We start from the raw sequence: 12,045 nt of genomic DNA on the forward strand, positions 1-12,045 counted from the left end.
AAGCGGCGATGGCGTCTACCTTTGCCGCGTGGGCACGGTGCGGGCGGTTCTGAACAAAGCCTCTGGCCCGATCGAATCCAGAAATTGCCGACCGGCCTCGGTGCCGAAATGCTGGTTCTGGCTCAGGCCGGGAAAGCGCGCCTTTACATCTGCGGCGAGTTCCACCGGCAGACGGTTCACCGTGGCATCATTGACCATCAGACTTTCGGCGGGCACGCCTTCGGCATAGATGATTTCGTGATGGTCAAACACGATGCTGAAGAAGTCTACAACACCGCCTTGCTGAATGAAAACGGATTTATGATCAACCAGATAGCGCGCCTGCACCAACAGCTCTGACGTCGCTAACCCCGCAGTGCGCTGGCGTTGATAGAGAAACATCCGGTGGTGCTGGCTGACCAAAAGATCGCCGGAATTGCCCAAAGTGCCCGCCGTGATCACCACCGGGGCAAAGGCCCCCACCGCGCGCAGGGTGGTCGAGCCGATCCAACGAATCTCTTGCCCGCCATGATCGCGCGACAGCACCTTGTCGCCGATCCGCAGCGCCTCGATGGCGCGTTGCTGACCCGAAGCGAGGGTGATCATGGTGCCGCGCGCGAAGGATACGCAGAGCAGATCCGCCAGCCCGGTGTCTTGCGGCGCATCGTCAATCTTCAGCAACGTGTAGTCGTTTAAGCCCGTCATCGGCGACAGTGGCAGCACAAACCGCGCGCCATCTGGCAGTGAGATCAGCACCAGATCAACCTGATCGCCGTCGCTGCTCATCATCGTGTAGCGCGCTTCAAACCGCAAAGCATCGCCGACTTGGCCGACAGCAGAGCCTGTGCCGACGCGTTGCTGGCCCTCGGCGCGCGTCACCACAAGGCGCAGGGCCTTTTGGCTTTCGTCCAGCGCGTAAAGATCGCCGGGGCAGACCTCCTCCGGGCCTGTCAGGCCATCACCGACATTCACGCCGTTGATCACATAAATCGCATCGGCTGCCAGAACTTGGCAGGCGTGGCCGGGGACAGTTTGGGTTTGCTTTGACGTCATGCTGTGAAGGCTACCGGATAATGGTTAAGACTGCATATGTACCGCCAAGGGGGCGCGGCTCAAGCCAGTAGGAACCAAAATTAGGGTTAAATTTTGGTTGGGCTGTGAAATTCGAAGCTTTGCTGCGGGTTACACTACACGAAATCGGCTGTTAGGCTGGGTCAAATGAAGGAGATTTGGCGATGGATTTGGGGATCAAAGGCAAACGGGCGCTGGTTTGTGCGGCGTCAAAGGGTCTGGGGCGTGGCTGTGCGATGGCTTTGGCCGAAGCTGGGGTCAATCTGGTGATCAACGCGCGCGGGGCCGAGGCATTGGAGGCGACGGCGGCAGAGTTGCGCGCATTCGGGGTGAATGTGGTGGCGGTGGCGGCTGATATCACCTCCGAAGACGGTCGTGCGGCGGTGCTGTCGGCGGCGGGCGGCGTGGATATTCTGGTGACCAACGCCGGCGGCCCACCTCCGGGCGTCTGGTCGGATTGGGAGCGCGCCGATTTCATCAAAGCGCTGGACGCCAATATGCTGACGCCGATTGCTTTGATGAAAGCGCTGCTGCCGGGGATGATTTCCAAAGGCTGGGGCCGGGTGGTGAACATCACCTCGCAATCGGTGAAATCACCGATCCCGCAACTGGGGCTTTCGAATGCGGCGCGGGCAGGATTAACCGGGTATGTCGGCGGCACCTCACGGCAGGTTGCGCAATATGGCGTGACTATCAACAACTTGTTGCCCGGTATTCACGCAACGGATCGCGCGGTATCGCTGGATGCCGGCGTGGTGAAAGCCAAGGGAATCACCATGGAGCAAGCGCAGGCCGAACGTTCGGCGGAGATCCCGGCGCGGCGCTATGGCACGGCGGAGGAGTTTGGCGCCACCTGTGCTTTCATGTGCAGCCAGTATGCGGGCTACATGGTGGGGCAAAATATCCTGCTCGACGGTGGCGCGATGAACGCGACGATGTGAACTTGTCGGGGCTTGGGGCGGCTGTTAGGGAAGGCGAGCAAAACCGTCAGGATGACCATGACAGCCGCATCTGAACGTTTGGACGTGCCGCAGCGCCTTGAAGTCGCGGGGCTTACCCGCGCCTTTGGCGGGCGGGCTGTGGTGTGTGATGTGTCGCTTCAGGTGGCGGCGGGGCAGGTGATGTGCTTGCTTGGACCGTCGGGTTGCGGGAAATCGACGACCTTGCGGATGATTGCGGGGGTGGAAACCCCGGATCAGGGCCGGATTCTGATCGACGGGCAAGAGGTGTTTGGGCCGGGTGTGAACCTACCGCCGGAGGCGCGCGGTGTTGGGCTGATGTTTCAAGATTTTGCGCTGTTTCCACATTTGACGGTGGCGGGGAATGTGGCGTTCGGGCTGGTGGGCGACAAGGCGGCCAAGATGCGCCGTGTCGATGAACTTCTTGAAAAGGTTAACCTTTCTGGATTTGGTGTGATGCACCCGCATGAGCTTTCGGGCGGCGAGCAGCAACGCGTGGCCTTAGCGCGCGCGCTTGCACCACGCCCGCGCGTGATGCTGATGGATGAGCCGTTTTCGGGCCTCGACAACCGTTTGCGCGACGGCATCCGCGATGCGACTTTAGAGGTGCTGAAGGCTGAGGGCGCGGCGGTGCTGTTGGTCACGCACGAGCCGGAAGAAGCGATGCGGATGGCGGATGAGATTGCGCTGATGCGCGACGGCCGCATCGTGCAGCGGGGCGCGCCCTATAACGTCTATAACACGCCGGTGGATCGGGCGGCTGCGGCCTTCTTTAGTGATATCAATGTGATCCGTGGCACCTCGCGCGGCGCGCTGACCGAAACGCCGTTCGGGGCGTTTCTGACGCCGGGCCATGCCGATGGTGGTGAGGTCGATATTGTGATCCGCCCGCAGCACCTGAAAATCGACTTTGACCGCGCCGGGCGCGGGCCCAATCCGACGGTGCCCGAGGGTACACCTGCGCGCGGCGTGGTGCAGCGGGCGCGGTATTTGGGCCACGCCAGCCTTGTGGAATTTCGGATGGAATTTGACGGCTCCATTCTGACCGCCTCGGTGCCGGGGGTGTTTTTGCCGAAAGCCGAGACGCCGTTGTGGCTGATGATCCGCAGGGATCGCTGCTATGTATTTCCGGCCAGCTAAACGGTTGGTAACGCGGCTTTAAGCTGGATCGCGAATCGTCTCGGCCACTAACCGTGCGCGGTAGTCGGGCAGGGTGCGACCGGGTTCATCCGGGTAACGCTCCCCGGTCAGGGTCACCGCCACGATACGGTCCACCCGAAAGCTGCGAAAATCACCGCGCGCCTCGCAGAAGGCGGCAAGGGTAGAGATTTTGGCGTGTTTTTCCAACGCCAGCGGGCGGATGTCGCGGTGGCTCTCGGTGCCGCGCGGGTCGATGTAGGTGATGGCGATACGCTCATGCGCTTTGATGGCGCGGCGCAGCGCGGGCAGGTGTTTTGGCGCACGGTTGTCAGTCTGGCCGGGGAAGGCAAACAGATCGCCTTCATCCTTGCTAGGCGCAGGCGTGACGGCAGCAATGCGTTTTGCCAATGCGCGGGCAGCTTTCGCCAGCGCCGCATCGGGGCCTTGGGTGGCAAGCCGCAGGCCAAGGCGCAAAGCCTCAAGTTCCACCGCATTCAGGATCATCGGCGGCAAGGTAATTGGCGCGCGCAGGATGTAGCCAACGCCGCGCTCCCCCTCAACCGGAAGCCCGCTTGCCATCAGCGTATTCATGTCGCGCCAGATCGTGCGGATCGAGACGCCTAAGCGCTCGGCGATCTCGGACGCGCGGTGCAAGCGGCCATCGCGCAGGATTTGGATCAGGTCAAACAGGCGGTCGGTGCGGCGCATGGGGCTCTACCTAGGGATTTTGCGGGACAAGCAACTGACATATAGCTGTCAGCTATAGCCGATAATAATGCCGGTTTACAGGAATTTCCGGTTTCATTCCGCCGGGTTCCCTGCCTAAGTCAGTGCCGGACCTGCCGCGCGAGCGGCTTTATGGAGGATTGATCATGCATCTAAGCCCATTGCACCTGCTGGTGGTGGCGATTGTCGTACTCGTGCTGTTTGGCCGGGGTAAAGTTTCCAACCTGATGGGCGAGTTTGGTCGCGGCATCACCGCGTTCAAAAAGGGCGTGGCCGATGGTTCGACCGAGTTGGAAAAAGAAGCGGCGGCCAAAGCTGCGCGCGATGTCACCCCCGCTGAGACCGTGGTTCCGACTGACAAAGACAAGGTCTGAGGCTTGCAGCTTTTGCTGCGATCTGATGAGTGTCTGACTAAAGGCCATTTGGGCCGGACGCCGCGAAGGGGCTTGCTGTAGATGTTTGGGGATATCGGCTGGACCGAATTGGTGCTGATCGGCATCGTGGCGCTGATTGTGATTGGGCCGGAAGATCTGCCGGATATGTTCCGGCAGGTGGGCCGCTTTACCGCCAAGCTGCGGCAGATGTCGCGCGAGTTTTCCCGCGCGATGGAGCAGGCAGCGAAAGACTCTGGCGTCAAGGATGTGGCGGATGATCTAAAAGGCATGACCTCGGCCAAGTCGATGGGCCTGAACAAGGTCAAAGAGGCGGCGGATCGGTTTGAGAAATGGGATCCGATCAAGAATGCGGCCAAGCCTACGGTGGCGTCCAGTGTCGGCAACAAGCCCTTGGTGCCGCCGCCGATGCCTGCTGCGGTTCCAACCGTTGGGACAGAGCCTGCAGCGGTTGCCGAAACTGCAGCTGCGGCCGAGCCTAAAATATTGGGGCCGGAAACCCAGGCTTTGATGGATAAGCAAGCGGCGAAAAAGGCGATTTTGGCCGAGACGGCGCAGAAGCTGAAGGCGGTTGATACCGGGATTGCGGCCTCGAAAGCCGAGGTGAAGCCCGCCGTGAAGCCGCGTGTGCGCAAGACTGTCGCCGTGTCGGAAGCTGTCGCCGTGGCGGAAGCTGTGGCCGAGTCCAAGCCCGCCCCCAAACCCCGCGCGCCGCGCATGACACCCCCGCGCAACATCAAGAAGGCGGATGAAGCATGAGCCATACTGATGATGTGGACGCAAGCGCCGCGCCGCTGATCGAGCATCTGAAAGAGCTGCGCAACCGGATTCTGGTTTCGGTCGCGGTGCTGGGGGTGGGCTGTCTGATCGGTTATCTGTTGTGGATTCCGATCTTTCATGTGCTGTCGATCCCGATGTGCAATGCAATGGCGGATTACGGTCAGAAGTGCCAATTCGTGCTGATCAAATTGCAGGAAGGCTTCTTTGTTGCGGTGAAGATCGCGGTGTGGGCGGGCTTTGCGATGTCGTTCCCGGTGATCGCGTTTCAGCTGTGGCGGTTTGTGGCGCCGGGCCTCTATCGCAATGAAAAGGGGGCGTTTCTGCCGTTTTTGCTGGCGTCGCCGGCGATGTTTATCGCCGGGGCGGCGTTTGCCTATTACATGATCTTGCCGGGCGCGTTTCACTTCTTCCTATCGTATCAGGGCGATTTCTCGAAGGCGATGAATCCGGGGGAAGTGCCGGTCGCACCGTCGATCACCGGTGCGGCGGCGGGGGTGTTGTATCAGGGCTCGGTGGAAAGCTTCCTGTCGCTGACCATGCAGTTCATCATGGCGTTCGGGCTGTGCTTTCAGTTGCCAGTGCTGCTGACGTTGATGGGCAAGGCTGGGATGATCTCATCGAGCGGCCTGCGGGCGACGCGGAAATATGCGGTGGTGGCGATCTTGTCGGTCGCGGCGGTGGCAACCCCGCCGGATGTGATGAGCCAGTTGATCATGTTTTTCGCGATCTATCCGCTGTATGAGCTGTCAATCTGGATGATCGCCGGATTCGAGAAAAAGCGTGAGGCGGCGGCACGGGCGGATGGCAGTTGGGTCGATGAGGATGAGTGACACGTTGCTGCGGATTGCCGAGGCGCTGGAGCGTCTTGCGCCTGCGGCTTGCCCCGCGCCGGACTTCAGTGCCGAGGCCTTTGCGTGGCACACCGGGCCGGATCGGCTGGAGCCTGTGGCCAAGGTGTCTCGGGTCGATATTGGCCTGTTGATCGGCGTGGATCGTGCGCGCGATACGCTGTGGGAGAACACCCGGTATTTCGCGCGGGGTTTACCTGCCAATAACGCGCTGCTTTGGGGCGCGCGCGGGATGGGAAAGTCGTCCTTGGTCAAGGCGATCCATGCGGCGGTGCGGGCCGAGGGCCATGATCTTAAGATCGTGGAGTTAAGCCGTGAGGATCTGCCGTCGGTGCAGCGCTTGCTGGCGCATCTGCGCAAAGCTCCGCATCAATTCATCCTGTTCTGCGATGACCTCAGTTTTAGCCACGACGATCAGCACTACAAATCGCTGAAAGCGGTGCTGGATGGCGGGATTGAGGGGCGGCCCGACAATGTGTTGCTGTATGCCACCTCAAACCGCAGGCATCTGATGCCGCGCGATATGATCGAGAATGAGCGGTCCACCGCGATCACGCCGGGGGAAGCGGTGGAGGAGAAGGTGTCGCTGTCAGATCGGTTTGGGCTGTGGCTGGGCTTCCATCCCTGCTCGCAGGACGAATATCTTGCGATGATCCGGGGCTATGCGGATGCCTATGGCGTGGCGGTGGGCGCGGATACACTGCGGGCCGAGGCGATTGAATGGCAGGCCACAAGGGGCAGCAGGTCTGGCCGGGTGGCGTGGCAATTTTTCTGCGATCTGGCGGCACGGCATGGAGTTTCGCTGTGACCCCTTGCCATTTCTGCGCTGGGGCCTGATCTTAGCGGCATCATGATTATAGAAATCTTAGTTCTGCTGGCGCTGATCGCATTGAACGGTGTGCTCGCGATGTCTGAAATGGCGATTGTATCGTCGCGGCCTGCGCGGCTTAAATCGATGGAGGGTAAAAGCAAAGGTGCGGCTGCGGCCTTGCGGTTGGCCGAAAATCCGGGGCGGTTTTTGTCCACGGTGCAGATCGGCATCACCATGGTTGGGGTGTTGTCTGGGGCGTTGTCTGGTGCGACCTTGGGCCTGCGCCTGACAAACTGGCTGATCGGTTTGGGCGTGGATCCCGACTGGGCTTCGACCCTTGGGGTGGGCGGTGTGGTGGTGGCTATCACCTATGTCTCGCTGATCATTGGCGAACTGGTGCCAAAGCAACTGGCCTTGCGTAACTCTGAAGGTGTCGCCATTCGAATTGCGCCTGCCATGGCTGTGATGAGCACGGTCACGACGCCTGTGGTGTGGTTTCTGGATTGGTCGGGCAAGACTGTGCTGTGGCTGCTGGGCCAGCGCGGCGACGCGGGCAACAAGGTGACGGAGGAGGAAGTCCACAGTCTGTTGTCCGAGGCGCATGAGGGCGGTGTGCTGGAGGATGGCGAGCGCGAGATGATGGCGGGCGTGATGCGTCTGAGTGATCGCACCGCACGGGCGCTGATGACGCCGCGCCATGAGGTGCTGATGCTGGAGCTGGAGGCGACTTCGGCCGAAGCGGTGGCGCTGATCCGCAAGGTCGCCCGACCGCGGATGCTGGTGCAAAGCCGCGTGACCGGGGAAGTGGTGGGGATTGTCACCCTTGCTGACGTGTTCAACGTGGTGTCGCGGCGGGAAGCGCTGGATTTGCGCGCGCTGGTGGTGGATGTGCCGGTGGTGTCGGATCAGGCGGATGCTTTGGATGTTTTGGTGGTGCTGCACAAATCGGTGCATCACATCGCACTCGTTTATGATGAGTATGGCCATTTTGAGGGCATCATCACCACCGATGACGTGCTGGAAGCGATCACCGGGGCCGTAAGCTCGGCGGATGCGGACGAGCCTGCGTTGCTGGTGCGCGCCGATGGCAGTTTGCTGGTGTCGGGCTGGATGCCTGCGGATGAGTTCTGTGATCGACTGGGATTGTCGCGCGGGCTTGCGGGGGAATACGACACCATCGCGGGGCTGGTGCTGCATCAGTTGCGGCGGATGCCGGTGCTGGGAGATGTGTTCGTGGCCGAGGGATACACGTTTGAGGTGATCGACTTGGACGGCTTGCGGATTGACAAGATTTTGGTGAGCGAGGTTTAAGATTGCGATGGTCCCAACTCGGGACCATTGTTTTTATTGGGGTATTCCGCAGAGTTTTGGTTAAGGTTAACCGAGTGTGAACGCTTTGGGGTGCTGAGGGAGCCTCCAGCGGGGATATTTGCGCCAGTCTGAAATCGCCGAACAATGCCCTTGCGCGCCTCAAAATGTACGAAGGCAGGTTGAGGTGTGAGGACCACAGACATGCTTGGGCGTAAGTAAGCAGTGGTTGCGGCTTTGCGGACTTTACTGCCGTTCGTTACAGAAGCTTCACTTGTCCAAATACGGCCTCCCAGTTAGGGGATCGGTATGATGGATCACGATAAGACATTTCTCTCGGGCCGTAATTACGGCCTTGGCATGAACGGCATCGGGTAAACCAGTCGCCGCCCGGTGTCGCGAGCTCTGCACTGCGACGACCACCATCATGAATATCCGCCCCTGTTTCACAATTTGGCCTCGCAGCGTGCTTTTTCATGTGCGTGAATCAGGTTCGGGAGAGACCACGCCAACGGCGTTGGCCATGCAACGGGAATAGACCATGAGCAACACCAGCACCGTTCTTCGCCCCTATGACGAGGCCGAAATTGAAGACCTCCGCCAATTGGAGCGCGCAGCGCACCGGCGCTACCTATCATTGAAAGAATACGAAAAATTCGCAGCCACCCCTGCGATCAATCCCGAACGTTTCAGGACCGGGACGACAAGGGTGGCCGAGTTTGATGGGCGCCGAGCAGGCTACATCATCGTGCAGCCGCTTGATGACATGCTCTATATCGCAAGCCTTATGGTCGATGACGGGATGTCAGGAAAAGGCATTGGGCAGCGGTTGCTTGAATGGGCAGAGGACTATGCTTCTGCCACTGGTGTTTTGGGAACATGTCTGGCTACCTTCCGGGTCCCGAGGTGGAATGCCCCTTGGTATAGGAAGCTTGGGTATACAGAAATGCCTATGGGAAGGATCGGCCTGAACCTGCAGGCCATCCTTGATCGCCATGCGACTTTCCTAGACATGAAAACCCGAATTGCCATGTGGAAGCCGAATGGTGTTAGCCTCGAACGTCTGCAATAGGCTCAAAACTGTTAGCAGATTTGCCAACGAAGCGGCGCTGCAATCGTGCGAAACAGAGGGCTTCGCCCTTGATTCCGGGCAAGACGGTGACGTGATGCCACTTTAGGCCTAAGACCGAGGGGCAGCGCCCCACGCGGGAGCGCTGTGCACGTTACTGCAAATACGACATCGGATCGACAGAATCGACGCCTTTGCGGATCTCGAAATGCACGAAGGCGGGATCGCCGGCGCGGACCACGGCGATGGCTTGGCCTTTGCTGACTTTGTCGCCTTTGGCGACTTTCAACCCATCAACGCCGGCGTAAACCGTCAGGATGCCGTCGGCGTGGCGGATCACCACGATCGGGGTGCCTTGGGTGTCTTTGGTGATAGCGGCGATGGTGCCATCGGCGGCGGCTTTCACCGAAGACCCGGCGGCGGCGGCGATGTCGATGCCGTCATTTTTCTTCTTCACATAGGCGCGGATCACCTTGCCGTTCACTGGCATGGTAAAGCGCGACGCCGAGGCGGCGGTGCGGTCTTTGCCAAGATCAGCGGCCGGGGCGGGTTTCTCGCTGGCTTTTGCGGGTTTCTCGGCGGGCAGTGGTTTTTTCGCCGAAGGCGGCTCGGGCGTGGGCGAGCCTGCGCCGGGGACGGTTTCGACATCGACCGGGTCTTTCGGCGGCGGTGAGGCATTGGCCGTCGGGATGATCAGGAACTGGCCTTCGCGGACTTCCAGATCGGGGCCGAGGCCGTTCCAATCGGCAATCGAGCGGGCGGAAATGTTGTAGATCCGCGCAATCGAGAACGCGGTTTCGCCGCGCTTGACTTGGTGGCGCACAGGTTCGGTGCCTGCGGGTTTGTTCGGTTGCGCGGCGACGGGTGTGGTGGTGCCGACACGGTCGAGGGCTGTGGTGGCGATGGAGGAGACATCGACCGCGCCGGGGGTGGCGGTGCTGGCCGTCGGGGTTGCGGCGACGCGGGCGGGCAAAGCCAGGGTTTCGCCTTCGCGCAAGCTGTCACCGGGGTTCAGGCCGTTGTATTTTGCCAGCTGGTCCGCGGGCAGGCCAACGCGGGCGGCAACGGAGGCCACGGTATCGCCGCGCTGTGCGACGGCGGCTTGGTATGTCGGGTAAGACAGCACGCCGTTGGCATCGGCTGCGGGGCGCGCATCAGTCGCGCGCAGGGCAGCACCCGAGGTATCCAGCGCGCCATGGCCCGTGCGCAAGTCCCAATCAAACGGCTTGGTTTTGCTGCAGGCGGAGACCATCAAAAGCGCGGATAGGCCGAGAATGGGAAGGCGCGAAAGAGTCATACTTGCCTCGTTACCTTGCCCGGTTGGTCCGGGCGTCTTGTTGCGTTTAGAGCGGTTCATGTGAAAAAGGAATCGGATATCTCTGCCTTTTGTGGCTGTTGAACGCGTTTTCCGAAACGTCTTCTTGTAGAAACCATAAACCGCTAATCTGCACTGATGCCCTCGACCAATGGCACAAACCGCACTGGGCGAAGTTCTTCGTAATCGTAGCCTGTGGCCAGCCGCGTGACCTTGATCAGGTGTTGCACTGTATCAGATTGGCCGACCGGCACCACCATGATACCGCCAACTTTCAACTGCGCCAAGAGCGGGCCGGGTGGATCTTCGGCCGCGGCCGTCACGATGATGCGATCAAACGGCGCTTGGTCGGGCAGCCCGAAGCTGCCGTCTGCGGTCATTGCGACGATGTTGACCAAGCCGAGGTCGCGGAACAAGTCTTGGGCTTCGCGCACAAGGCGGCGGTGGCGGTCGACGGTGTAGACGCGGCGGGCAAGGTGCGACAGGATGGCGGCTTGGTAGCCCGAGCCGGTGCCGACTTCGAGCACCGTGTCGCGCGGGCTGATGTTGAGGGCTTGCGTCATCAGGGCCACCACGGACGGCTGGCTGATGGTTTGCCCGCAGGCGATGGGCAAAGGCATGTCTTCATAGGCGCGTTCGGCGAACAATCCGCGCACGAATTGGCCGCGATCCACCCGCTCCATCACGGAAAGCACGCGGGTGTCGGTGACGCCTTTGGACCGTAGGGCAAATAGAAACCGCATCTTGCGCTCGGCCGCCGTCTCGTCTTCGGGCAGGCCGTTCTCCATCATCCGAGCCTTGCCGTGAGGTCGGCGATGGTGTCATGCGCGGTGAGATCGCAGCGCAGGGGCGTGATCGAGATATAGCCATCCAAGTTCACCGCGGCATCGCTGCCGGGCAGGGTGGGGGTGTGTTGCGGGCCGCCTTTGATCCAGAGAAAGCGTTTGCCGGAGGGGGCGGTGTAGGGCTGGATGCCAAAGCTGGTGTCGCGGCGGAAGCCTTGGGGGGCCACTTTGTGGCCTTTGACGGCCTTGGCGGGGCAGGGCGGGAAGTTGACGTTGTAGAAAAGGCGATAGTCGTCGGTGGTCCACAGGCCTTTGTCGAGCAAAGCGCGGATGATTTTTGCGCCGTGGGTGGCGGCGGCTTCAAACGGGTCGTCGAGATCGTCGGTGTCGCGGCCCATGTATTGCGACAGGGCAATCGCGGGGATGCCGTGCAGCGAGGCTTCCATCGCGGCGCCAATGGTGCCGGAGTAGAGCACGTTCTCGGCCGAGTTGTTGCCGCGGTTGACGCCAGAGAGCACGAGATCGGGTTTGGCGCCATCGAGCACATCGTAGACGCCTGCCAGCACGCAATCGGCCGGAGAGCCTTCGACGGCATAGCGGCGGTCTGCCAGTTTGGCGTTGATCATCGGGTGGGTGTAGCTGATGCAATGGCCGACGCCGGATTGCTCAAACGCCGGGGCGACGGTCCAGACCTCGCCCTGGGGCCCTGCGATTTCTGCGGCGATACGGGTCAGCGTGACAAGGCCGGGGGCGTTGATGCCGTCGTCGTTGGTGATCAGAATGCGCATCGGGCTGCCCTTTTATTATCGGGCATTGATAAACGCTTGGCGGCTTGGCGGCAAGCAGTGCTGGTGGGTCGGGT

13 protein-coding genes are annotated in these 12,045 nt (G+C 61.0%); 8 read left to right on the plus strand and 5 right to left on the minus strand.

Features of this window, described 5'->3' with window-relative positions; all coding sequences use genetic code 11:
* Nucleotides 1-15: 15 nt before the first annotated feature.
* A complete protein-coding gene (locus Q7V03_RS00550; RefSeq protein WP_304923665.1) occupies nucleotides 16-1,032 on the minus strand; it encodes a Hint domain-containing protein in 1,017 nt (338 codons plus the stop codon).
* 182 nt (nucleotides 1,033-1,214) lie between these two features.
* Between Q7V03_RS00550 and Q7V03_RS00555 the strand changes: the two genes are divergently transcribed.
* Both Q7V03_RS00555 and Q7V03_RS00560 read left to right on the plus strand, forming a co-directional pair.
* Nucleotides 1,215-1,991: an SDR family oxidoreductase gene (locus Q7V03_RS00555; protein ID WP_304923666.1), complete on the plus strand. Its 777-nt coding sequence runs from the start codon at nucleotides 1,215-1,217 to the stop codon at nucleotides 1,989-1,991.
* 57 nt (nucleotides 1,992-2,048) lie between these two features.
* Nucleotides 2,049-3,149: an ABC transporter ATP-binding protein gene (locus Q7V03_RS00560; RefSeq protein ID WP_304923667.1), complete on the plus strand. Its 1,101-nt coding sequence runs from the start codon at nucleotides 2,049-2,051 to the stop codon at nucleotides 3,147-3,149.
* A gap of 18 nt (nucleotides 3,150-3,167) precedes the next feature.
* Here the strand turns inward: Q7V03_RS00560 and Q7V03_RS00565 are convergent, their stop codons facing one another.
* Nucleotides 3,168-3,857, minus strand: a complete 690-nt coding sequence (locus Q7V03_RS00565; protein WP_304923668.1) for a YafY family protein — start codon at nucleotides 3,855-3,857, stop codon at nucleotides 3,168-3,170.
* A 164-nt stretch (nucleotides 3,858-4,021) separates the two neighbouring features.
* Between Q7V03_RS00565 and tatA the strand changes: the two genes are divergently transcribed.
* The 6 genes from tatA (at nucleotide 4,022) to Q7V03_RS00595 (ending at nucleotide 9,086) form a co-directional block, all read left to right on the plus strand.
* Nucleotides 4,022-4,249 carry a twin-arginine translocase TatA/TatE family subunit gene (tatA, locus tag Q7V03_RS00570; protein WP_304923669.1) on the plus strand — a complete coding sequence of 76 codons (228 nt, stop codon included), beginning with the start codon at nucleotides 4,022-4,024 and terminating at the stop codon, nucleotides 4,247-4,249.
* Between the two features lie 81 nt (nucleotides 4,250-4,330).
* On the plus strand, nucleotides 4,331-5,026 hold the full coding sequence (gene tatB / locus Q7V03_RS00575; RefSeq protein ID WP_304923670.1) for a Sec-independent protein translocase protein TatB: 696 nt from the start codon (nucleotides 4,331-4,333) through the stop codon (nucleotides 5,024-5,026).
* Entirely contained in the window at nucleotides 5,023-5,877 is an 855-nt protein-coding gene (tatC, locus tag Q7V03_RS00580) for a twin-arginine translocase subunit TatC (protein ID WP_304923671.1), read from the plus strand. The genes tatB and tatC overlap by 4 nt, the downstream gene beginning before the upstream one ends.
* On the plus strand, nucleotides 5,870-6,703 hold the full coding sequence (locus Q7V03_RS00585; protein WP_304923672.1) for an ATP-binding protein: 834 nt from the start codon (nucleotides 5,870-5,872) through the stop codon (nucleotides 6,701-6,703). Before tatC ends, Q7V03_RS00585 begins: the two co-directional genes overlap by 8 nt.
* A 42-nt stretch (nucleotides 6,704-6,745) precedes the next feature.
* A complete protein-coding gene (locus Q7V03_RS00590; protein ID WP_304923673.1) occupies nucleotides 6,746-8,017 on the plus strand; it encodes a hemolysin family protein in 1,272 nt (423 codons plus the stop codon).
* 538 nt (nucleotides 8,018-8,555) lie between these two features.
* Complete coding sequence (locus Q7V03_RS00595) at nucleotides 8,556-9,086, plus strand: GNAT family N-acetyltransferase (RefSeq protein WP_304923674.1); 531 nt, start codon at nucleotides 8,556-8,558, stop codon at nucleotides 9,084-9,086.
* A 151-nt stretch (nucleotides 9,087-9,237) separates the two neighbouring features.
* Here the strand turns inward: Q7V03_RS00595 and Q7V03_RS00600 are convergent, their stop codons facing one another.
* From Q7V03_RS00600 to surE, 3 genes are all read right to left on the minus strand, one after another.
* Complete coding sequence (locus Q7V03_RS00600) at nucleotides 9,238-10,380, minus strand: peptidoglycan DD-metalloendopeptidase family protein (RefSeq protein ID WP_370651052.1); 1,143 nt, start codon at nucleotides 10,378-10,380, stop codon at nucleotides 9,238-9,240.
* 143 nt (nucleotides 10,381-10,523) lie between these two features.
* Nucleotides 10,524-11,186, minus strand: coding sequence for a protein-L-isoaspartate(D-aspartate) O-methyltransferase (locus Q7V03_RS00605; RefSeq protein ID WP_370651053.1), 663 nt, complete (start codon nucleotides 11,184-11,186; stop codon nucleotides 10,524-10,526).
* Nucleotides 11,186-11,971: a 5'/3'-nucleotidase SurE gene (gene surE, locus Q7V03_RS00610; RefSeq protein WP_304923676.1), complete on the minus strand. Its 786-nt coding sequence runs from the start codon at nucleotides 11,969-11,971 to the stop codon at nucleotides 11,186-11,188. The genes Q7V03_RS00605 and surE overlap by 1 nt, the downstream gene beginning before the upstream one ends.
* Nucleotides 11,972-12,045: the final 74 nt, after the last annotated feature.

The sequence above is a fragment of the Cypionkella sp. genome (genome assembly GCF_030652235.1).
In the GTDB taxonomy this organism is placed as follows: Bacteria; Pseudomonadota; Alphaproteobacteria; order Rhodobacterales; family Rhodobacteraceae; genus Cypionkella.